We start from the raw sequence: 22,821 nt of genomic DNA on the forward strand, positions 1-22,821 counted from the left end.
ATATCCTGTTTCGCAGGCGAAACAGCAGCGGCTCGCCTGCGAAAAACTCTTTTGTATCACATAAAGAAGAGGCAGGGCATTTCTGCCCTGCCCCAGCACCTTACTGCTTGCCGTAGCGCTTGTTGAACTTCTCGATGCGTCCGCCGGCAGCGACATCGCGCTGACGACCCGTGAAGAACGGGTGGCACTTCGAGCAGACATCCACGCGCAGTTCCTTCTTCGTCGACCCGGTCTTGAACGTGTTGCCGCAGCCGCACGTCACCGTCGCCTCGAAGAATTCCGGATGAAGCCCTTCCTTCATTCCTATACACCTCACTTTTTCCCAGACGGGTAATGCATTCAAGCGAACTATGCGCTCGCTTGGTCCGACCTTCCCCCATCGCTGGGTCAAAGCCTTTTGCGGGCATACGCCCGCCGTTCCATCATTATAGCACAGCCTATCGTACGCCGCAAGCGAAAATCGCGAGAAACTTTCTCACGCGCAGGAGCGAAAGGCCGCTGTGGAACGCGGTTAAATCGTGTAGACGCGGATCGCGTTCGTATTGCCCTCTTCGGACTTGATGCCCGACGTGATGATCGTCAGATCGCCGCGCTCGACGCAGCCCTTTTCGACCGCCGCCGCCGTCGCGTTCGCGATCATCTCGCCCTCGTCAGGCCAGATGCCCGCCGCCTTGATGGGGTAGACGCCCCAGCGCAGATTGAGCTGGCGCATCGCCTTTGCATCGGGCGTGTAGGCGACGATGAGGGATTTCGGGCGGTAGTGCGAGATGATGCGCGCCGTATAGCCGCTGACCGTCGGCGTGATGATCGCGTCGGCGTCCAGCTCCATCGCCATCTGCACCGTCGCATGGGCGACCGCACGCGTGCGCGACTTGAGGTCTTCGAGACCCGTGCCCTGATACATCTTCTTATAATGCAGCGAGGACTCCGTGCGAAGCGCGATCGTCGCCATCGTCTGAACCGCTTCCGCCGGATAATCGCCGCTCGCCGTCTCGCCCGACAGCATGATGGCGTCCGTGCCGTCGAGGATCGCGTTCGCGACGTCCGAAGCCTCGGCGCGCGTCGGACGCGGATTCGTCGTCATCGATTCGAGCATCTGCGTCGCGACGATGACAGGCTTGCCCGCCTTGTTGCACTTCGCGATGATCTCCTTCTGAATCAGAGGCACATCCTCGGCCGGAATCTCGACACCGAGATCACCGCGCGCGACCATGATGCCGTCCGAGACCTCCAGGATCGAGTCGAAGTTCTTCACGCCCTCAAGGTTCTCGATCTTCGGGTAGATCTCCATCCTGCCGTTGTGCTCTTCGAGCAGCTTGCGGATCTCCTTCACGTCATCAGCGCGCTGGATGAACGACGCTGCGATGAAATCCATGTCCTGCTCGATGCCGAAGAGGATGTCATTCTTGTCCTGCTCCGAGATCGGCGGCAGCCCGAGGGGAACTCCCGGCGCCGCGACGCGCTTCCTCGTGCTCATCTTGCCCGAGTTCAAGATCGTCGTCACGATGTCCTTGCTCTGGATCTTCTCGACCTTCAGCTCGACGAGTCCGTCGGAAAGGAGCAGCTTGTCGCCGGGCTTGACCTCCGTGTAGAGCTTCTTGTGATTGACCGAGCACTTCGTCTCATCGCCCGGTGCGTCGTCGTACGTCAGCACGAACGGCTTTCCCGCTTCGAGCATGACCGAGCCGTCCTTGAATTCGCCGAGGCGCATCTCCGGCCCCTTCGTGTCGAGCAGCAGAGAGACGACGCGCCCCATCTTCTTCGCCGCCTCACGCACGCGGTTGATGCGCTTCAAATGCTCGTCATGCGTACCATGCGAAAAGTTGAAGCGCGCGACATTCATGCCGTTCTCAATGAGCTTCTCCACCATGCCCGGCGCATCCGTAGACGGCCCCTGCGTGCAAACGATCTTCGTCTTCTTGTTAAGCATACTTCATCCTCCATCCATGCATACAAGATATTTTCATGCTTTTATTGTACTACGAAATCTTACGTCCGACAAGCCCGATAGGGCGCAGGCGGATGTTAGATTTCGTTGTCCAGCTCTGCTGGGCTACGAATCCTTTTTCCCACGTCCGGCAAGCCCAAAGGGCGCAGGCGAATCTTAGAAATCGTTGTCCAGCTCTGCTGGGCTACGAATCCTTTTTCCCACGTCCGACAAGCCCTTTCCCTTAAAACTTCCCAAGAATTCCCTTTTCCACCCCCAATAGTCGCATAACATCGAAAACTATGTTATAATGACGCAAGAAAATCAAGACAATCATCCCAAAGAAGAATTATCATCCTGCAAGAAAAGAGGCACAACGATGAACGAAGTCATGGAAACGATCAAGAAGCGGCGCAGCGTGCGCGCTTTCCTGCCGACAATGCCACCCGCCGACATCGTGCGCGACATCGTCGAGGCGGGGCTGTATGCGCCGCGCAGCATGGGCAGCGAATCCGTGCGCACGATCGTCATCACGGACAAGGTCATGCGTGAAAAACTCGTTGAACTGAACTGTCAGATCGGCCATTGGAAGAAGGGCTTCGACCCCTTCTACGGTGCGCCTGTCATCCTGCTCGTCATCGCGGACAAAGACGATGTGAACTATTTGTGCAACGGCAGCATAGCCATCGCCACGATGATGCTCGCCGCCGAATCACTCGACATCCATACATGCTGGATTCACCGCGCCAAGGAAGAACTCGAACAGCCTCTCGGGCAGGAGATTCTCTCGCGCGCCGGCATATTCTTCCGCCCCGGCCAATACGTCGGCATCGGCCATCTCGCGCTCGGCTACGCCGCAGGCGACGTGTCCGATCCCGAGCCGCGCAACGAGAGCCGCATATCCTACATCAGTTAGGAATCGCAAACTAGACGGCCATCCCGGCACGATCCCCCAGCCTGCCGCAGGGAAAACATCCAAGACTCGCTGAATGGAGGAAATACGATCATGGTCAAACGTGAGAAGCAGGAATTCTTGCTCCTGCTCATCTTCGGGGCAATCATCTTGCTGGCAGCAAACGGCAGTCTCGCCGTCACCGATCCCGTCGAATCGAACTACGCGCTGACAGCGAAGGAGATGGTCGCCTCCGGCGACTACCTCTCACCGCGTATCTTCGGCAACTATTGGTACGACAAGCCCGCCTTCTTCTATTGGGAGATGATCGCCTCATGTCTCATCTTCGGCGTCAATGAGTTCGCGCTGCGCTTCCCGAGCGCCGTCATGGGGCTTTTGAGCCTCACGCTTCTCTACTTCTTTGCGCGCCGCCTCTACGGACATCGGACGGCCCTTCTTGCGGGCGGACTCTTCGCCAGCTCCGTCGGCTTCTGGTATGTCGGCAAGGCGATCATCACGGACATGACGCTCTTCTTCTTCATGAGTGCTACGCTCGTCTCGTTCTACCTCGGCTACGAATCAGGAAAACGTGTGCGCTACTACGCCGCCTTCTTCTTCGCAGGACTCGCTGTCCTCACGAAGGGGCCGATCGGCTTTTTGCTGCCGGGACTCCTGCTTGCCGTCTACCTCGTGCTCCGAAAGGATGCGAAGGAGCTTCTTCACCTTCACTGGGGCGGCGGCATGATTCTCTTCCTGCTCGTTGGAGGCAGTTGGTACTATGCCATGTACAGCCTGCACGGCGCAGTCTTCCTTGAGACGTTCTTCGGCACGCATAACTTCCTGCGCGCGACCGTCTCCGAACATCCTGGACAGAATGTTTGGTACTACTACATCCTCATCTTCCTCGCGAGTTTCTTCCCATGGTCCTTGCCGCTCGTCTGGTGTACGGCAAAAAAAATCTGGCAAGAGCGAGAAGCCGCCCTTCGCCGCGCCTTCGCGGAAAAGGACACACTCTTCCTGCTCGTCTGGGCGCTCGGCACGATTCTCGTCTATCAATGCATGGCAACGAAATATCCGACCTACACCTTCCCTTCGGTCTTCCCCATCGCCATCCTAGCGGCGCGCCTCCTCGGCGGTTTCGACAGGAAGCGCATGAGCATCTTCATCGTCGCCTTCGGGGTCTTCTATCTGACCCTCTTCGTCCTCGTCGCCGTTCCCATGTGCCGAGAGAGAGGCGGCGCCCCCGCCGCTGCTCTCGTGCACGATCTTCCCGCGCACATACCCGTCATGAGCTACCGCGAGCACACATACAGCGTCGGCTGCACGTTCTATTCGGACAAGACCATATATCTGTTGAAGACACGTGAAGATGTCGAGCGAAACGCACCAAAGCCAGGCACGTGGACGGCGACGAACATCATGCCCTTTTACGCCATCGAGGATCTTTCAGCACTCAGCGAATTCTACGTCCTGTGCCCGAGAGAAACACCTGTGAAAGAGGAGTTTGCCGCTTACGCTGACATCGACGAACGTAAGTTCACACTATGCGGCAGCAACGAGAAGGACGAGCTTTGGCATATATCGAACGTGAAATAGGCGCAGCTCTATAGCGCTTCCTACGGAAAAAAACAGCCCTGCGGCTCGCACCGCAGGGCTGTTTTTTACTCTAGCGAAAGGCGGCAATGCATGCCTGCCTGACAACGGCAGACCTCTGCCTCGTCTCTTTTCTTATCCCTCGACGATCTTCACGCCGCTCGACGTGCCGAGGCGCGTCGCTCCGGCGGCGAGCATCGCTTCGGCGTCTGCACGGCTTCGGATGCCCCCCGCCGCCTTGACGCCCATCGCCTCGCCCACGCTCTCGCGCATGAGTCTCACGTCAGCTGCCGTCGCGCCGCCTGCGGCAAATCCCGTCGACGTCTTGACGAAGTCCGCTCCCGCCTCCTTCGCGAGAAGGCACGCGCGGCGCTTCTCCTCGTCGGTCAGTAGGCACGTCTCGATGATGACCTTCGTCAGCGCCTTCCCTCTAGCCGCCCGGACGACGGCCTCGATGTCCGCCTTCACATAGGCGTCGTCGCCATCCTTGAGCCTGCCGACTGCGATGACCATGTCCACCTCGTCCGCGCCGTCCGCGACCGCCTGCTTCGTCTCGAACGCCTTGACTGCGGACGGCGTCGCCCCCTGCGGAAAGCCGATGACCGTGCACGTTTTTACACCTGTATCCCGAAGCGCCTCGGACACGTACGATACCCAGATCGGACTCACACAGACCGAAGCGAAATGATACGCCTTCGCCTCCTCGATGAGCTTCGTCACATCCGCCCTTTGCGCATCCGTCTTAAGCAGTGTATGGTCAATATACTTTGCCAACTCCATAAGCTTTCCTCTCTATACAAAATCTCCCACATCTAGAGTGTACCATGAAACCCCAAGAGGTCAAGCCAAAAGGCGCAGACCGATTGGCTAGGTTTCTGTAAGGGCGGCGCACAATGTCCACAAAGTGGACGTTTGTGCGTGTAGCTTACCATGAAACCCCAAGAGGTCAAGCCAAAAGGCGCAGACCGATTGGTTTTGCATAAAGGAATACCCTATCTCATGTCCACTTCTCGTGCAGCCAGATCGAACGGATGCCGGGGCTGTACTCCCGGCAGATGTAGAAGGCGAGCACGGCGTCTGCGCTGTCGTAGAAATAGCCGCAGACGGGCGGTGCGGTATGCCCGCATTCGGGCTTGGGGATATAGCCGTAGACAGCTTCCAAGTCCTCAATCGTGCTGTCCAGATGGATGCCGCTCGGCGTCTCGATCATCTTAGCCTCATCGGACGGCCTTTGGCTGTACTTGTTCACGTCGTTCACGCCGAGATGCACGCTGATGACGCGGCAGGCGTCACCTTCATCGCGGTACTGCACGACGAGGGAATCGCCGTAGTCACAAGCGAAGATGTGGACGGTCGTGCCGCCCCACTCCGTCACGCCGTCCGCGATATGATCGCCTTCGCCGTAGACGGCCTCGACCTCCTCTCTCGTATCGCCGAGACGGATGCCGCCGAGCTCCATCTCCTCATACGAGAGTCCGGCTGCACCGCCTACGGCGGGAATAAGGAGGAATGCGAGGAGCAGCGTGAAAAAGAATGCTCTGATTTTCATAGGGAAGCTCCTTTCTTATTGCCGCAGATCGGCTCGATGGCGCTGCCTACTTCGCCGCGTCCTTGACGTATGCGGGCGAGATCGAATCCTCTGCGGTAAATCCAGAAGCCGTTGTCAGCTGCCATGCGGAGAAGGCGAAGACGGCGAGCGCGAGGACGGCGAAGACGGTGGCGAGGATCAGCTTCTTGCCGCGCTCTCCCGCATCACTCTTCTGCCTGAGGATGAAGAAGAGGACGGCGAGCGCGAGGGAGACGATGGCGACTGCAGCGGTCAGCATGATGTGCGGCTTGTTCCACAGACGGAATTCCGCTTGGATGTGCTTGTCGCCGCCTGCAGTGAGCGTCGGAGCGAGATCCCAGCGCAGCGTCTTTCCGCCGTCTTCCGTGCGGTCCGCATTGTGCTTTTCGGGTGCTCCAGGAAGCGTCAGGCAGAACTCGTAATGGATCTGATCGAGGAAGCCCTTCATCATGGCGGCAGCCGCAGGATCGTCGCCATCGGCATCATTTCCTGTTTCACTAGGGCCTGCGTAGAGATCGAGTGCGTAGGCGTCGTAGAACCACGTCTTCTTTTGCTGGATGCCCGCCGCCTTGCCGTCACGGCGCGTGAAGAGGTCGCCGCCCTTTTCGGCGAGCGTCTTCATGTCGGGGTATTCCGAAGTGCTCTCGAAACCCGTCTTGTCGCCTTCGCTGATTTCTTTGACGACAGCGGCAGAGTCTTTCTTCTTCATCTCATTCGTCGCTTCGATGATCGCCTCCTTGAGGAAATCCGTGCCGAGAAGCCGCGTCTTCAAGGCGGCGGAGCCGTCGGCGCGGATCGTGAGGTTCGCCTCGCCCTTGAAGCATCCTGTCATGAAGACTGTAATGAGCAGGAGGCAGAGGACGGACACGAGCGTCCGCGCTCTTTCCCAAGCGAATTTTTTTGCTGACACGGAAGCGCCCCCTTCGTTATCAGAGGTCGATGCGGTAGATGTTCGCGTCCGTCTCGTGATCAATGAAGTAGATGTGGTTCTCATCATCGACTGCGGCACCAGCGGGCTCAATGTTTTTGCCGTCGATCTTCAGCTCGACGTCGCCGACATACTTGCCGTCCTTCTTGTTGAATACGCGCAGGAAGCCTCTATCGTAGAACACGACGTAGTCCTTCGTCGCGATGGATTGACGCTCGGAAATCTTGCGCTTTTCCGCCGAGTCGGGGATCCCTTCGTTGCACTCGAAGGTGCGGATCTTCTTGCCGTCCGGTCCGTACATGTGCAGAGGCTTGGTCCACTTTCCGCTGTCCCCGCCATGCGTGGCGAGCGTCGTGATGTAGAAGCCGTCTTTATCTGCGCAGGCGAGGAACGAATTTTTTTCTGCACTTGCATCCTTGGCATCTTGGAGTTTGGCAAACTCATCTTTCGGGAGCACGGACTTCATGTCTTTCGTGCCGTCCTTGGAGATCGTGCCGGCCATGATGCCGCTGTTTGATACAAAAGTGCCGCTCGTATAGGCGGTCTTCTCGCCGAAAATGGCGCGTATGACGGCCGCGTCCTTATTGCTAAAGTTCGATACGGCGTTGCCGTCATAGACGCCGATGTTGTCGTCCTTCTTGGTTATGAAATAGATGTTTGTGCCATCTGAAGTGATCGGCTCATTTTCTACATTGCCGAGATCTTCCACCGAGGTGATGGCGCCATTCTCGAGGTTCATTTTCTGCAGATGGAATTCCTTGCTTGCGGCGACGAAACTGATGCCGTATATGGCGTTCTTCGTCACGGCGAGGTTGGAATGGAAGCCTTGAAGCTTCTCGGGGAGCGCCGCACCCTTGTACTCGTAGAGCGGCACGTCCTTGTCGCCAAGCTTGAGCTGGGCGACGACTTCCTTCGGCGCGTCAGGGCCGAGGCTCTTGCTGCCGAGCATGCCGCCGCCCGAGCCGTCGGAGCCGCCTGAGCCCCCTGAACCACCGCAGCCCGTGAGGAGCGCGCCGCAAAGGAGCGCCGTGCTTACGACCGTGAGGAGTTTCTTCCAAGATGTCTTCATGCTCTTCTTCCCCTTTCTTTGTTAAACCTTGACGAATCCTAGTTTTTTTATATCTTTTCTACAAAGATAGCATAAAATCCTTTCGTACAATCTGCAGAAAATTTAAAAAAACAGGTAAAATATAGATAAGAATACGAAAAGAGAACTATATAAACTACACGCACAAACGTCCACTTTGTGGACAAAAGTGCGCCGCCCTTACATGAAAGAGCCAATCAGTCTGCGCCTACGGCTTGACTTCTTGGACGTTCATGGTAAATTATTAAAAATGCCAAAACGGGGGATTCGCTGCAAGCAAAACTCCCTGCCGCAGCAGCGAAAAGCTGCGGCGGCAGGGAGCGCCTACTTCTTTCGCCAGCCCTGATAGTCGGCGACGCCGAGGAATTCTTCGGCGCGTCGGATGTCATCGGTACGCGGCTCGCGCGTCTCGGGCAGCGGATAGGGGATATGGAGTTTTTCATACTTCGCTCGCGCCATGGCATGATAGGGCAGAACCTCGAAGCGCTCGATATTGCCGAGGCTTCGGGCGAAGCGTGCGAGGCGGTTGAGCGAAAGCGCGTCGTCCGTAAGGCCGGGCACGAGGACGTGGCGCAGCCATACAGGCTTCTTTTCTTTGGCCAGATAGCGTGCGAAGTCTAGGATATTCTCGTTTCGCCTGCCCGTGAGCGCTTCGTGCTTCTCGGGATCGATGTGCTTGATGTCGAGCAGCACGAGGTCGCTTGCGGCGACGGCGCGAAGGACGGCGTCGTCCGTGCGTGAGAAGGGTTCGCCCGCCGTGTCAAGGCAGGTGGAGACGCCCGCCTCTTTTGCGAGGCGGAAAAGTCCCGCGACGAAGTCCGCCTGCACGAGCGGCTCGCCGCCCGAGACGGTGATGCCGCCGCCGCCCTTCCAATAGGGGCGAAAGCGCAGCGCGGCGGCGAGCACGGCTTCGGCGCTCTTCTCCTCCGCCCCCGCAGCGCCCCATGTCTCGGGGTTGTGGCAGTAGAGGCAGCGCAGGCGGCAGCCCGCGAGAAAGACGATGTAGCGAAGGCCGGGGCCGTCGACCGAGCCAAAGCTCTCGACGGAGCAGATGCGGCCGAGCGGCACGCCGTCACATGGCCTCATGGAAGGTGCGTGCGATGACGTCCATCTGCTGCTCGCGCGTGAGGCTGATGAACTTCACGGCGTAGCCCGAGACGCGGATCGTGAAGTTCTGATATTCTTCCTTCTCGGGGTGGTCGACGGCGTCGAGCAGTTTCGCGCGGCCGAAGACGTTGACGTTGAGATGGTGCGCTCCCTGCGTGAAGTAGCCGTCGAGCACGCGCACGAGCTGATCGATGCGCTCCTCTTCCGTGTGTCCGAGCGATTCGGGCGTCATGCTCTGCGTGTTGGAGATGCCGTCGAGCGCCCATTCGTAGGGCAGCTTCGTGACGGAGTTCAAGGAGGCGAGCAGCCCCGACTTTTCCGCACCGTAGCTCGGATTTGCGCCGGGCGCGAGCGGCGTCCATGCCTTCCTTCCGTCGGGCATGGCGCCCGTGTACTTGCCGTAGACGACGTTCGAGGTGATCGTGAGGATCGAGGTCGTCGGCTCGGAATTGCGGTAGGTGTGGCGGGCGCGAACCTTCTCGATGAAGGTTTTGAGGAGCCAGCGCGCGATGTCGTCGGCGCGATCGTCGTCGTTGCCGTAGCGCGGGAAGTCGCCCTCGACCTCGTAGTCGACGACGTAGCCGCGCTCGCTGTAGACGGGACGCACGCGCGCATACTTGATGGCGGAGAGCGAGTCGACGACGTGCGAGAAGCCCGCGATGCCCGTCGCGAAGGTGCGGCGTACATCGGTGTCGATGAGCGCCATTTCCGCCGCTTCGTAATAATATTTGTCGTGCATGTACTGGATGAGGTTCAGCGCGTTCACATAGACGGAAGCGAGCCATTCCATCATGCGGCTGAACTTCGCCAGCACATCGTCGTAGTCAAGCACGTCCGCGCGCACGGGCGCGAAAGCCGGCGCGATCTGCTCGCCCGTCTTCTCGTCGATGCCGCCGTTGATGGCGTAGAGCAGGCACTTCGCGAGGTTGGCGCGCGCGCCGAAGAACTGCATTTCCTTGCCCGTCTGCGTGGCGGAGACGCAGCAGCAGATCGAATAGTCGTCACCCCACGCGGGCTTCATCACGTCGTCGTTCTCGTACTGGATGGAACTCGTGTCGATGGAGATCTTCGCCGCATAGCGCTTGAATGATTCAGGCAGAGCCTCGGAGTAGAGCACCGTGAGGTTCGGCTCGGGCGCAGGACCCATATTTTCAAGCGTGTGCAGGAAGCGGAAATCGTTCTTCGTGACCATGGAGCGCCCGTCCATGCCGATGCCCGCGACTTCGAGGGTCGCCCAGACGGGATCGCCCGAGAACAGCTCGTTGTAGCTCGTGATGCGCGCGAACTTCACCATGCGGAACTTCATGACGAGGTGGTCGATCAGCTCCTGCGCTTCAGCTTCCGTGAGCCTGCCTTCCTTCATGTCGCGCTCGATGTAGATGTCGAGGAAGGTCGAGATGCGCCCGACGCTCATCGCCGCGCCGTTCTGCGTCTTGATGGCGGCGAGGTAGCCGAAGTAGAGCCACTGTACGGCCTCCTGTGCCGTCCGCGCAGGACGCGAGATGTCAAAGCCGTAGATCGCCGCCATCTCCTTCATGCCGCCGAGCGCACGGATCTGCTCAGCCACTTCCTCGCGCAGGCGGATGACGTCGTCGGACATGACGCCGTCCGAACCGATTTCCGCATGGTCGGCCTTCTTCGCCCCGATGAGGCGGTCGATGCCGTAGAGCGCGACGCGGCGATAGTCGCCGACGATGCGCCCGCGGCCATAGGTGTCGGGCAGTCCCGTGATGATGTGGCTGTGGCGCGCGCGGCGAATCTCCGGCGTGTAGGCGTCGAAGACTGCCTGGTTGTGCGTCTTGTGGTACTTCGTGAAGATTTCGTGCAGACGCTCGCTCGGCTCGTATCCGTAGTTCCTGCACGACTCTTCCGCCATCTTGATGCCGCCGTAGGGCATGAAGGCACGCTTCAAGGGCTTGTCCGTCTGCAGGCCGACGATTCGTTCCAGATCTTTGAGCGATTCGTCGATATATCCCGCACCGTGCGAGGTCAGTCCCGAAACGATGTCCGTATCCATGTCGAGCACGCCGCCCTTCCGGCGCTCGGCACGCTGCAGCTCCTGCAGCTTCTGCCAGAGGCGGTTTGTCGCCTCCGTCGGCGCGGCGAGGAAATCTTCTGCGCCGTCATAGGGCGTGTAGTTCCTCTGCACGAAGTCGCGAACATTGATCTCCTCCTGCCAAAGTCCACCGTTGAATCCCTGCCACTCTGCCTTGGTCATTGGAAAACCTCCCGTCTGCGCTGCCCGCTTTCCTGCGGCAGCCGCATGTCCGTGTTACATCCTACATTTTAAGCATACTATAACGGGAATTTTCTCGCAAATACATTTTATACACAGTTGCATAAATTATGCTTATGCCTCTGGATACAAAAGAGCTTCATGGGACTCTCGGAGATACAGGATATTAGTGGACTTTCCAAGACTGAATCATTATGGCAAATGCAGGATGATAGATATTCCATTTGTCAGAAACCTATGGTAGAATAAATATGAATAATCTATCTGCTCGAAAGGAGAGTCTCGAATGACCATCAAGCACATCGACCACATCGTCATCACGACGCAGGATCTCGCACAATGCCTTGCCTTCTACGAAGGCGTGCTCGGCATGGAACATCGCGAAAGGGACGGCCGCCATGCGCTGCATTTCGGCAATGCGAAGTTCAACATCCATGTGCAAAAGGGCGAGTTTCAACCTGCCGCAAAGCATCCGACCTGCGGCAGTCTTGACCTCTGTCTGATTGCTGACGGCTCGATCGAGGACATCCAGCGCGAGTTTGAGGCGAAGGGCGCCCCCATCGAACTCGGCATCGTCGAGCGCACGGGAGCGCGGGGGCGCATCGACAGCATCTATCTGCGCGACCCCGACGGCAATCTCGTGGAAGTCAGCGTGTATCCACAAGGATGAGCGGCAAAAAAATTAAACTTTTTCTTTTTGACCTATTGACTTTTTGACTTTTATGTATATAATAAGAATCAGAAGGTGAGCAAAGAACACCTTCGGTAATGCAAACAATGAACGACGGCATAGAGAGCCGTGCCGCCGCATGAATTTCAAGGAGTTGATTGTTATGTTTGGACTGGTACCTTTTGCCGGACGTCATGATCTCGCGGAGCGCAGCAGCGCGAATCCGTTCGCACTCTTCGACGCGATGCGCGATTCTTTCTTCCGCGACGGCTTTCCCACCGCGAATTGGGGCGCTGCCGCCTTCAAGGTGGACGTCAAGGAGATGGACGATCATTACGAACTGACTGCCGATCTGCCGGGCATGAAGAAGGAAGACGTCGCTCTGCACTATGAAAACGGCTATCTGACCGTTGCCGCCTCGCACGACGAGTCGAAGGACGAGAAGGATGAGGCGGGCAATTACATCCGCCGTGAGCGTCACACGGGCGAGGTCAGCCGCTCGTTCTACATCGACGGCATCGACGAAGCGAATATCCACGCGGAGTTCAAGGACGGTGTACTGCAGGTGAAGCTGCCAAAAACAGCGGGCGAGCCTCAACGCAAGCAGATTGAGATCCACTGACGCGGAGATCTGATTCGGTTAGTGGCTGAACGTATGTCCTGAAGGTTTAGCGTAAGGGGCTGTTGCATGAGTCGAATTCGACTTATGCAATAGCCCCTCTTTTTTTACACCCGCCTCCGCCCTTTTGCTAGGGCGGAGGCTTTTTTATGCATGAAAAAAGCTGCCGCACATGATTTATGTGCGACAGCCCCTTTGTTTTAACACCGCAAGCGGTATGGATTGCATGCAATAGTACGATGCACACTACAACGTCACAACGGTCGAGTTTCAATACCGCAAGCGGTATGGATTGCATGCAATGGTGAAGGGAATTAAGTCGGACACGACCCAATACAGTTTCAATACCGCAAGCGGTATGGATCGCATGCAATTACGAAGTCCCGTTGTAAGGAACGTGATATTCCAGTTTCAATACCGCAAGCGGTATGGATCGCATGCAATTCGTACAAGTCGGGCCTATCGGTAGTCGCAATGACGTTTCAATACCGCAAGCGGTATGGATCGCATGCAATACCGTCCCTCACAGCCCTTGGGACAGCTGAACCCAGAAGCGGGTTTTCTAAACGGAGCGCCCTTTTGAACAGATCGCCGCAACCTCGCGGGATTTTTTTGTCGCCAAAATCGGCTGAAAACGTCCGCAAACCCTGTAATATCAAGGAAACTTTTGTCCACGGGAAAAATCTAAAACTCATGGCATTTTCCCCGAAATCCTTCCCTTCACTGTAACAAAGTATAGCATAGAAATATGTCCGCTGTCAACCGTGTACATGAGGGCGGTGAGAGTGCTTCGATGCGCAGGATGATGCAGCCGAAGCCACCAGCACTCCTTGTCCGGATGGCACGGCTTATAGTATAATATGACAAAGTGAGCCGTTCTATGAAGAAACCGCAGCATGCATACGGGGACTCTCTTTTGCGCGACATCTTCAACAACGCAGACAGACTGCTGGAAATACATTTGCGAGTGGCTTTTTGGGGGAAGGATTCGATGACGAAACAGGTTCATGTGATGGTGGCTTTCGTGAGTCAGTTGGCGAATAATCCGACGAACGTCGAATATCGGAGCGTCGATGGGAACGAGATATTTTCGTGCATGCAGACGAACGAGGCCGCCGTTTGTCAGCTGCAGTCTCTGCTGCGGGCAGAGGGCGGCTTGGCGAAGATCATTCTGATCGAGACAGATCAAGCGCGCGAGAAGGTGACGCGGAATTCGGCAGATTGGCTGGCACTGATGGAGAAATACGGTTCTGAGTCAATGTCTGCCGTGGAGCTTTTGAAGGCGCAGAGCGCGAGGAAGTACCCGGAGCTCGCGCAGGTGTTCGAGGACAGCGAATATTCGAAAATGGGCATCGAGGATTCGATGCGCAGCATTGCGGGCATCGCGGAGCGTGTTCGCACCTTTGCCGAGCGCGTGCACGAAGAAGAGCCTGAGGCAGAGCTCGTCCTTCATGCCGATATGACGGGCGGCTTTCGCTATGCGGCGATGATGCTGCTCGTCGTCATGCAGTTGTCGAAGTACATGGGCATCCGCATGGGGCATGTCGTATATTCGGATCTTGTTCGGGGCGGGGAGAGCCGCGTTCATCTGACGGATGGTATTCGCCGCATGTTCGACCTCGTCGCGGGTGCGGACGAGTTCCAGAAGTACGGCAGTGTACAGGCTCTGGAGGAGTATTTCAGCCGCAGTCCGCGTCACAGCGAGGATTTTTCCACGCTCTTTGCCGCCATGCGGCGCTTTTCCGACGCCATACGCATCTGCCGCACGAGCGTCATCGAAGACGAGATGACCGATCTCGCCGAGAAGATTCGCGCCTTTCGCCAGTCGAAACCCGCTTCCATCGAAGAGGAGATGTTCTCGCACATCCTCGGCGTCATCGAGGGAGAATACGGCTCTGTCATCAAGAATGCGTCGGGCGAGAAATCAGATCGTCGCCTCGACATCATCGCGTGGTGCGTGCAGAAGAAGTTCCTGCAGCAAGCAATGACACTTTGCACGGAGTGGATTCCGGCGATCTTGGTGGAGAAGAAAATCTGCTATACGGAGGATCTTCTAGTCATCCGTCACTGCCGCAGGAAGGGGGCATCCGCTTTCCAAGGGTGGCAGCAGCATTTCATCAATATCTACGGATCAGAGAAAAAAAAGGGAACGAAGAACGTGCCGGGCGTCTTTCCTCTGGGTGATCTGTTGCAGATGGTGCACTATATCCTAGAGCAAAAGGACAAGAGGCGGATCAATGATCTGCCGGAGGAGATGCAGCCCAAGCTAATCGCCTTTTTCACGGAGTATGAGAAGGATTACGAGAAGCGGCGCACGTTTGATCTGCGGCAAAACATACGATTGTGCATTCGCGATTTCGATGGAAAATATCCGATGCTGAAAAAGGCTCTCCGCATTTTGCCGAAGTCAGGGAAAGCGCCGCTTCCTTATGAAGCTCTTCCGCTGCGATTGAAAAGCCTATCAGAGGATGTGTTATTTGACCTTTTCTCCATTTCCCTGGAAGAAGCGGAAAAGTATGACGCGCAGTTCTTTACACAAAGCGACTTTGCAGCGTCGCGGCAGAAGAAGTGGAAAAAGCGAGAGAAGCAGTATCGCGAGATGCTTGCGGGCAAGCACGGTGCAGAGGTGATGCATACGACGAAGCCTGTGGATGAAGCGATAGAATTCTTGCGCGGATATTTCCAAATACGCGACGAGCGCAATTATTCCAATCATGCCGTCAAAGATGCTGCACAGGGAAATGAATCGCTGGAAAATTTCATCGCCGCCTACATCGAAAGGCTTAGAAACGCATAGGAGGAAGCTGCATGTTCATCAACCATACGAACCATGCCTCGGAGAAGTGGCCGACGGCGCAGAAAGAGGCGGCGCACGCCTGGGGCGAGATCGAGGATCTGCCGTTTCCCGACATCGGGGCGGATTGGGACGAGGAGCGCGTCGCGAAGATCGCTGTGGAGAATGCCGCGAAGATCTTGGCGGAGAAGCCTTGCGCCGTATTGTGTCAGGGCGAATTCACCTACGTCTACCATCTCGTGAACCTCCTGCGTGCGGCGGGCGTAACTGTCCTTGCGGCAACGAGCCGCAGGGAGGCGATCGAGGAGCAGGCGGAAGACGGTTCGGCACGCAAGATCAGCCGCTTCGTCTTCACGCGGTTTCGCGAGTATCGGTGAGCGTCCGGACGAGTCTTTGCCGCGAGGCCGGCCATGAGGAACGTCATGGAGGAAGAAGGATACAGCAAGCCCGGCGGGGCACAAGATCTGAGGCCGCCTTTCGAGGAAGCGCTGCTGCTGCTCGAAAGACATATACACTGCTAGGAAAACTGCATACATATACCGACAAAAGAAGCCCTGCGGCTCTGCCGCAGGGCTTCTTTTCATCCTCTTAGGGATTCTGCACGAATCTGTCCTTTTTCAATACCGCAAGCGGTATGGATTGCATGCAATGGAATTTATCAACAAACATACGGGGGACGGTATGACAGTTTCAATACCGCAAGCGGTATGGATTGCATGCAATAATCCTTCAGGATCACCCAGATTACTGGGTTGATTTGTTTCAATACCGCAAGCGGTATGGATTGCATGCAATTTAACGGGCAAGAGTTTTGTAACCAACTTGATTGTTTCAATACCGCAAGCGGTATGGATTGCATGCAATTTCGCAATGGGGAGCATATCAAATTATTTGTTTGGTTTCAATACCGCAAGCGGTATGGATTGCATGCAATACCGTCCCTCACAGCCCTTGGGACAGCTGAACCCAGAAGCGGGTTTTCTAAACGGAGCGCTCTTTTTGGCAAATCGCCGCAACCCCGCGGGATTTTTTTGTCGCCAAAATCGGCTGAAAACGTCCGCAAACCCTGTAATATCAAGGAAACTTTTGTCCACGGGAAAAATCTAAAACTCATGGCATTTTCCCCGAGAATCTCTTCCTTCACTGTAACAAAGTATAGCATGGAAATATGTCCGCTGTCAACCGTATGCATGAGGGCGGTGAGAGCGCTTCGATGCGCAGGATGATGCAACCGAAACCACCAGCACTCCTTGTCCGGATGGCGCGGCTTATAGTATAATATGATAAAGGGGGCAGTTCGATGAGGAAACCGCAGCGCGCATACAGGGATTCTCTTTTTCGCGACATCTTCAACAACGCAGACAGACTGCCGGAAATCTATGAGGCGCTTCTTGGCATTAAAACGACAGCCAGCGATATAACGCTCGCCACGATCAATGAAACGCTTTTTTCAGGCATCAAGAATGACGTAGGTTTCATCGTCGGCAGTCAACATGTTCTCCTGACCGAGCATCAAAGCACGATCAATGCGAACATGCCATTGAGAATGCTCATGTATCTGGCAGAAATCTATCGTCGCTATGTGGATGCCGATGCGGTCTATCGGAAAAGATTGATCCCCTTGCCTGCACCGAAGTTTTATGTATTCTATAATGGTGAGGCGGAAATGCCAGATATGTGGGTGTTGCGCTTGTCGGATGCTTTTGAAGGGTGCCAGGGAGATATAGAGCTTGCAGTCAAGGTTCTCAATATCAATGATAAGCGGAATCGTCCGATACTAGAAAAAAGCCATGCGCTCAGAAGCTACAGCGTTTTCGTCGCCAAGGTGCGAGAAAGTGTCAAGAGCGGAAATGCGCTCGAAGTCGCAATAAGCGAAGCCACGCGATACTGTATCGCGCATAATTATCTGGAAGATTATTTCCGTCAGAAGCAGGAGGAGGAGGTTTTCGATATGCTGAATTTTGCTTGGAATCAGGAACGCGCCTTAGAGATTCGCGCTGAAGAGGCGAGAGCAGAAGGCTTGTCGCAAGGTTTATCGCAAGGCCTGTCGCAAGGTGTGCTTGAAACGACGATTACAGCCATCCGCAACGTGATGCAAAGCATGGACTTCTCCGTGGAAAAAGCAATGGACGTGCTGCAGATTCCTGACGATGAGCGCGCCAAATATGCGATGCTGATCAAGGGATGAAGTGAAGGATGTCGTATGAGCAAGGGGCGTGACCTTATGCCCCGATCAAGGCATGAGAAAAAGGTTGTGCTGCGTCAAAGACGCAGGCACAGCCTCTTTCAAACAATGATTGATTTGATTGGAAAAACTAGTATGATATACAATAAATCATGCTGGTTTAAAGGGTGGTGATTTCCATGGCAACTGCCGATCAGGTAAAAAATCTTGTAAAAGCATATATAGCTCGCAATGACGATAGATTTAAAACGATTGTATTACAAATTGCAGCTCATGAAGCGAGATTGGGACACGATGGCGTTGCACGTGACTTAAAGTCACAAATCGACAAGCTCGGCAAGAGTGTCGCAAGCGTTGTTCAGCTCACGCCGCAGAATCCCATGCTGTTGTTATCGCTCCCAAAACATGATATATCCGAGCTGATCGTTTCCGATGAGATCACCGAAAAAATCCAGCGCATCCTGAACGAGTACCGCAACCGTTACAAACTTCACTCCTACGGATTGACGAACCGACGCAAAATCTTAATCGAAGGACAACCTGGTACAGGCAAGACCTTTACAGCAGCTGTCATTGCATCGAAGTTGTCTCTTCCTCTCTATACTGTGCAAATGGATAAGCTCGTCACAAAGTTTATGGGAGAAACCAGTGTAAAGCTGCGTCACATCTTCGATAGTATCAATTCACTGACCGGCGTATATTTTTTTGATGAATTTGACGCCATCGGAGCAGACAGAAGCCTTGATAATGAAGTTGGTGAAATGCGTCGAATCCTCAACTCGTTCCTTCAGTTCATTGATCAGGATGTTTCCGAAAGCATCATCATTGCCGCAACGAACAATCAACGGCTATTAGATCAGGCACTGTTCCGCCGCTTTGACGATGTACTCCATTACACCCTGCCGACAGAAAACGAAATCCGTCGTCTCTTGGAATACAAACTTATCAGTTACGACAAGCATTTCAAAATAACAAAGCCACTCTTAAAAGCTGCTGATGGTCTCAACCATGCGGAGATTGTCAAAATCTGTGACGATGCCATAAAAACCTCCATTCTAACGGATCAGCCTTTTACTGCAAAACAAATTGGTCATCTATTGCAGGAAAGAAAAACTGTCTATTCCTATAGGGAGGCGTGAGACAAATGGCTGTAGACAAAAAGAATATTTTTCTCTCCAATACTGCAGTACCATACCCCTATGCTTCCATATCCCGCCCGATAGGAAAAAACTACCCGCAAAGAGATCCGACTGCTCACGCAGCCTACATTCAACGAAAACTATCCGCATGCTATGCCGCTCACGCGCTTACACAGCGTCAAGCGGCAGCAATTCGATATAAGAACGGTCTTTATCTTGAGGTATCCGGCGCTGCCGGATGCGACTTGGCTTCGGAGGCATTGGAAAACCACAAACAGGGAATACGCCTCGTAAATATAAGCACGGATATGCAGACACAAACGGAAAAGGCAATCGTCTACATTCCGGAGGGAAAAGAATCCTATCTCGTCAAAAAAATTGAAAAATATGCTAACGAAAAAACAGCTAAAAACCATCCCAGGTATAATGATCTGGTCAGCAGTATCGAAGACATCAAATTAGCCCTGTTTGAATCCTTTTGGCTGGATGCCCCTGCTATGCGCCCAGATGAAGAACCGATCTGGTGCGAACTTTGGCTACGATTTGACGAACAAGATGATTCCATAAAAACGTGGCACAAGGTCGAAGAAGCCATCGTCTCAGTATGTCAGGATCTTAACATCCCAATCGACGAAAAGCACATCATATTCCCGGAACGAATCGTAAAACTCATATATGCAAACGCTTCCTCCTTAAAGGCACTCATTGACAACTGTTCTTTCGTCGCCGAGATACACCGAGCGCCCGAGCCCACATCCTTTTTTGATGAGCTACCAAATGCCGATCAAAAAGACTGGGCGGATGACCTGTTATCCCGTACAACATTTGAAAAGGGGAACGTTTCTGTATGCCTCTTAGATACCGGTTTGACGTGGGCACATCCATTATTAGAGCAGTCTACAAACATAAAACATATCCAAGCCGTTGACGCCGCTTGGGGAATCCACGATCATCGAGGACATGGTACAGAAATGGCCGGCGTTGCATTATACCATGATCTAAAGCGGGCATTGCTTTCAAGCGCTAAGCTTAAAGTATCTCATGAAATCGAATCTGTAAAAATACTGCCGCCTGCAGGCGAAAACAATCCCGAATTATATGGTGCTATAACGGCACAGGCAGCAGCTCTTGCCGAAATCGCCAACCCAAAAGCAAAACGCGTCATTTGTATGGCAGTGACAGCTCCTGCCTATAATACATTGGATGGCAGCCCTACCTCTTGGTCTGCTGCAATCGACAGCATTACATCCGGCGCCGAGGAAAATGGCGAGAAACGCCTCTTCGTAATCAGCGCAGGAAATGTAGACCCAAATGAATTCCGCTCGATTCCATATCCGGATGCAAACATATTGCACAACGTCGAGAGTCCAGGACAATCATGGAATGCAATCACTGTTGGGGCTTATTCCGACGACAGCAAAATCAGCGATCCTATAGATCCTATTTTTCGTGGATTCGCTCCGCTTGCAAACGGAGGTGCGCTGTCACCATATAGCGCAACATCTCCTGGCTGGAACAAAAAATGGCCCATAAAACCGGAGGTGCTATTTCATGGTGGAAATGTCGCTTCCAATGGCAGCGACTACAGCAACTATCCTGATCTTTCCTTGCTGACAACGAATTACCGTCCTCAAACAAAGCTGTTTTCAACAATTTGGGCAACAAGTGCCGCCACAGCCCAGGCCGCACATTTCTGCGCCAAGCTGCTCAACGAATACCCGGATATATGGCCGGAAACAGTGCGCGCTCTAATGATCCACTCTGCCGGTTGGACAGACGAAATGAAGAAGCAGTTTTGTTCTGAGGACACCAAAACAAAAGGCAGACGAAATCTTTTGCGTTGCTGCGGATATGGCATCCCAAATCTCCAAAAAGCAATCCAGTGCATGAGCAACAGCGTCAACATGGTCATTCAGGGAGAATTGCAGCCATTCGAAAAAACAGATCACCGTGTGAAGATGAAAGACATGCACCTGCACACACTGCCTTGGCCAAAAGAGGTCTTGCAGGCATTGGGTGAAGCGCCTGTTACATTAAAGCTGACACTGTCCTACTTTATCGAGCCGGGGCCCGGAGAAATCGGCTGGAAGGACAAATATCGCTATCCATCCTGCGGACTTCGTTTTGACGTGATCAATTCCAACGAAACAGAAGAAGACTTCAAGAAACGAATTAGCACAAAAATGCGTGGCAAAGATATAAATGACAGCGGCGATGGAACAAGCGGAAGTGAGCGCTGGTACTTGGGCACAAACAATCGAGATGTTGGTTCCGTTCACTCCGACTTTTGCGAATTGAGCGCCGCAGAGTTATCTGACTGCAACCTCATCGCAGTATATCCTGTGGTGGGATGGTGGAGAGAACGCGCTTACTTAAAACGTTACGATAAGAGTATCCGATATGCCCTTGTCGTTTCCCTATCAACGCCAAGAACCGATGTAGATTTATACACGCCCATTATCACACAGATTACTCCTGCCATCGAAACTCAAATTTCGACATGAGATCCTTCCATCTTTCAGATGCCATGGCAGTTTTCACTATTGAATGCCTAAACAACATGATGTGTTATATAACGCTCTACTGTGCCGATGATATCCCCCTTCCCTATTTAAAACCGCTCAAGGAAAAATATATGCTCGCTTAAAAAGCCTCACTACAGTTTTTTTAGAACCGTAGCGAGGCTTATTTTCGATTGAACACACCTTCCGACCTGAGGAATAACTGGGAAAAGCTTAATCATGCACAAGACAGAAAAAGACAAAACCGTTAAAACGTCTGATACCATAGGCAACACCTCCGCAAGTTTCAGTACAATCAACCCTCAATCAGTCCGTAGACCCATGTACTCTTGCTCGGGATTCCTCAGAAAAGGTGTGTAGGGCATCTTTATTTTATATGATTTTTCTATTTTTTTCAATACCATTTTAAGATAGCTCACTGTATAAAACTGAGTAGTAACATACTGCGGAAGTAGTGGTAAGTATCTAATCAATTCTTCTTCCGTATACTCTTTTTTTAAAACCATTACAGTCAAGGTGTTTATTCTCCCTTTTTTCATATGTAAGGTGTTTGAACGGAGAATGATATCATTTTTTCTTAATCGTTCAATCACTTCTCTTAATTCATACATAACGCACTCCTGTGCAGGTATAGATCCTAAGATTACGATACCGTCATTATCCACTGGAAAATTCTTTGCATTTTTCACTCCCACTCCAAGAAAATAGCAATTCTCGAACGATGCATTTTTGAAATTTGCCCGATCCAATACTGTGGCTACGAAAATACAGTCCTTAAAGCTCGCATCCTTAAAGACACTTCCTCGCAGATTAGTTCCTACAAAATCAACCCAATGAAACGTACATCCTGTGAAATTACAATACTTCATATGTGCGGCTCTTAGTGAAGTTCCAATGAATTTTGCATTCAGAAATGATGAGTGGTAAGACTTTGTTTTTTCAAAATCCTTATACATGAAATTACTATCATTCTTGTTTTTATTATTGTAACTAAAAATCGCTCTATTCTTTCCAACAAGCGACATCTAAAACTCTCCTTTCATCGGTCACTCGATATCAGAAGTTATCCTTTTTTCTTCTAAAATTGATGCTTTTTACAAGCCAAAGAACAGGCCTCCTCCCCGTCACTCCTCAAAACCTGCATCCCGTGCCCCCAGCGTGCGGGCCTTTTCAGAGACAGTGCGGATGGTCTCTGGGGAGAAGCCATCCGAGGTTTCGTCATGGACTTCGAGGGAGATGGTGACGCGCGCACCGTCCTCGCTGGTCAGGGGACTGATAATCTCTGATTTTGCATTGTCATAGCCTTGATAAATCCATGCATTGAATTCCAGAAAGATATACTCCGGCGCGTCAGAAGTGTTCTTCTTTTAAAGTTCATCCCCTAGCCTCTTGACCATAGAGGATTTTCCAGAGCCCCAGTTTCCCGATACGCGGATTGAGATAGGATTCTCGGCAGATTCAACAATCGATTCTGCAACCGTATGGGAAAGAACCAAAAAGTTCCGATAATCGCTCGTTGTCTCTATATCGTTCCACATCGGAATCATCCTCGTCT

At 53.6% G+C, this 22,821-nt stretch carries 19 protein-coding genes and 2 CRISPR repeat arrays; of the genes, 9 read left to right on the plus strand and 10 right to left on the minus strand.

Translation table 11 applies throughout. The features are described 5' to 3' along the window. Window positions 1-100 precede the first annotated feature (100 nt). Both rpmE and pyk read right to left on the minus strand, forming a co-directional pair. Window positions 101-301, minus strand: a complete 201-nt coding sequence (gene rpmE / locus HMPREF1153_RS02055; RefSeq protein ID WP_006193323.1) for a 50S ribosomal protein L31 — start codon at window positions 299-301, stop codon at window positions 101-103. A gap of 210 nt (window positions 302-511) precedes the next feature. Further along, complete coding sequence (pyk, locus tag HMPREF1153_RS02060; RefSeq protein WP_009645298.1) at window positions 512-1,930, minus strand: pyruvate kinase; 1,419 nt, start codon at window positions 1,928-1,930, stop codon at window positions 512-514. A gap of 376 nt (window positions 1,931-2,306) precedes the next feature. Between pyk and HMPREF1153_RS02065 the strand changes: the two genes are divergently transcribed. Then, window positions 2,307-2,843, plus strand: a complete 537-nt coding sequence (locus HMPREF1153_RS02065; protein WP_009645395.1) for a nitroreductase — start codon at window positions 2,307-2,309, stop codon at window positions 2,841-2,843. 90 nt (window positions 2,844-2,933) lie between these two features. Then, window positions 2,934-4,415 carry an ArnT family glycosyltransferase gene (locus HMPREF1153_RS02070; protein ID WP_009645301.1) on the plus strand — a complete coding sequence of 494 codons (1,482 nt, stop codon included), beginning with the start codon at window positions 2,934-2,936 and terminating at the stop codon, window positions 4,413-4,415. A gap of 132 nt (window positions 4,416-4,547) precedes the next feature. On the opposite strand, the gene deoC is transcribed toward HMPREF1153_RS02070, so the two are convergent. The 6 genes from deoC to pflB form a co-directional block, all read right to left on the minus strand. Continuing rightward, window positions 4,548-5,192 (minus strand): deoxyribose-phosphate aldolase, encoded by a 645-nt coding sequence (gene deoC, locus HMPREF1153_RS02075; protein WP_009645383.1) that lies wholly within the window; start codon window positions 5,190-5,192, stop codon window positions 4,548-4,550. Window positions 5,193-5,409: 217 nt separating this feature from the next. Continuing rightward, the gene (locus HMPREF1153_RS02080) at window positions 5,410-5,961 is read right to left on the minus strand and encodes a hypothetical protein (RefSeq protein WP_009645286.1); all 552 of its coding nucleotides are present in this window, start codon (window positions 5,959-5,961) and stop codon (window positions 5,410-5,412) included. Between the two features lie 46 nt (window positions 5,962-6,007). Further along, complete coding sequence (locus HMPREF1153_RS02085) at window positions 6,008-6,889, minus strand: hypothetical protein (protein WP_009645377.1); 882 nt, start codon at window positions 6,887-6,889, stop codon at window positions 6,008-6,010. 19 nt (window positions 6,890-6,908) lie between these two features. Then, window positions 6,909-7,976 (minus strand): hypothetical protein, encoded by a 1,068-nt coding sequence (locus HMPREF1153_RS02090; RefSeq protein WP_006192544.1) that lies wholly within the window; start codon window positions 7,974-7,976, stop codon window positions 6,909-6,911. Window positions 7,977-8,318: 342 nt separating this feature from the next. Continuing rightward, window positions 8,319-9,080 (minus strand): pyruvate formate-lyase-activating protein, encoded by a 762-nt coding sequence (gene pflA, locus HMPREF1153_RS02095; protein WP_037369514.1) that lies wholly within the window; start codon window positions 9,078-9,080, stop codon window positions 8,319-8,321. Continuing rightward, window positions 9,067-11,319, minus strand: coding sequence for a formate C-acetyltransferase (gene pflB / locus HMPREF1153_RS02100; RefSeq protein WP_009645281.1), 2,253 nt, complete (start codon window positions 11,317-11,319; stop codon window positions 9,067-9,069). Before pflB ends, pflA begins: the two co-directional genes overlap by 14 nt. A 304-nt stretch (window positions 11,320-11,623) precedes the next feature. Between pflB and HMPREF1153_RS02105 the strand changes: the two genes are divergently transcribed. The 7 genes from HMPREF1153_RS02105 to HMPREF1153_RS02135 all read left to right on the plus strand — a co-directional run bounded on the left by HMPREF1153_RS02105 (window position 11,624) and on the right by HMPREF1153_RS02135 (window position 21,248). After that, a complete protein-coding gene (locus HMPREF1153_RS02105; RefSeq protein WP_009645312.1) occupies window positions 11,624-12,007 on the plus strand; it encodes a VOC family protein in 384 nt (127 codons plus the stop codon). 163 nt (window positions 12,008-12,170) lie between these two features. Beyond that, entirely contained in the window at window positions 12,171-12,629 is a 459-nt protein-coding gene (locus tag HMPREF1153_RS02110) for an Hsp20/alpha crystallin family protein (RefSeq protein ID WP_009645361.1), read from the plus strand. Between the two features lie 194 nt (window positions 12,630-12,823). Further along, a CRISPR array of direct repeats spans window positions 12,824-13,141; the repeat unit is 26 nt; unit sequence GTTTCAATACCGCAAGCGGTATGGAT. 476 nt (window positions 13,142-13,617) lie between these two features. After that, window positions 13,618-15,423, plus strand: coding sequence for a TM1812 family CRISPR-associated protein (locus tag HMPREF1153_RS02115; RefSeq protein ID WP_009645372.1), 1,806 nt, complete (start codon window positions 13,618-13,620; stop codon window positions 15,421-15,423). An 11-nt stretch (window positions 15,424-15,434) separates the two neighbouring features. Then, entirely contained in the window at window positions 15,435-15,797 is a 363-nt protein-coding gene (locus tag HMPREF1153_RS02120) for a hypothetical protein (protein WP_009645317.1), read from the plus strand. Between the two features lie 237 nt (window positions 15,798-16,034). Next, window positions 16,035-16,354: direct repeats of the CRISPR family, unit length 36 nt; unit sequence GTTTCAATACCGCAAGCGGTATGGATTGCATGCAAT. A 366-nt stretch (window positions 16,355-16,720) separates the two neighbouring features. Then, entirely contained in the window at window positions 16,721-17,608 is an 888-nt protein-coding gene (locus HMPREF1153_RS02125) for an Rpn family recombination-promoting nuclease/putative transposase (RefSeq protein WP_009645338.1), read from the plus strand. A gap of 176 nt (window positions 17,609-17,784) precedes the next feature. Further along, complete coding sequence (locus HMPREF1153_RS02130; protein WP_037369517.1) at window positions 17,785-18,744, plus strand: AAA family ATPase; 960 nt, start codon at window positions 17,785-17,787, stop codon at window positions 18,742-18,744. A gap of 5 nt (window positions 18,745-18,749) precedes the next feature. After that, complete coding sequence (locus tag HMPREF1153_RS02135; protein WP_009645261.1) at window positions 18,750-21,248, plus strand: S8 family peptidase; 2,499 nt, start codon at window positions 18,750-18,752, stop codon at window positions 21,246-21,248. A gap of 320 nt (window positions 21,249-21,568) precedes the next feature. Here HMPREF1153_RS02135 and HMPREF1153_RS02140 read toward each other — a convergent pair whose 3' ends face one another. Both HMPREF1153_RS02140 and HMPREF1153_RS13210 read right to left on the minus strand, forming a co-directional pair. Then, the gene (locus HMPREF1153_RS02140; protein WP_009645266.1) at window positions 21,569-22,291 is read right to left on the minus strand and encodes a pentapeptide repeat-containing protein; all 723 of its coding nucleotides are present in this window, start codon (window positions 22,289-22,291) and stop codon (window positions 21,569-21,571) included. 342 nt (window positions 22,292-22,633) lie between these two features. Next, window positions 22,634-22,813 (minus strand): P-loop NTPase fold protein, encoded by a 180-nt coding sequence (locus tag HMPREF1153_RS13210; RefSeq protein ID WP_083847458.1) that lies wholly within the window; start codon window positions 22,811-22,813, stop codon window positions 22,634-22,636. Between the last annotated feature and the right edge of the window lie 8 nt (window positions 22,814-22,821).

Source organism: Selenomonas sp. CM52, from assembly GCF_000292955.1.
Lineage (GTDB): Bacteria > Bacillota > Negativicutes > Selenomonadales > Selenomonadaceae > Selenomonas.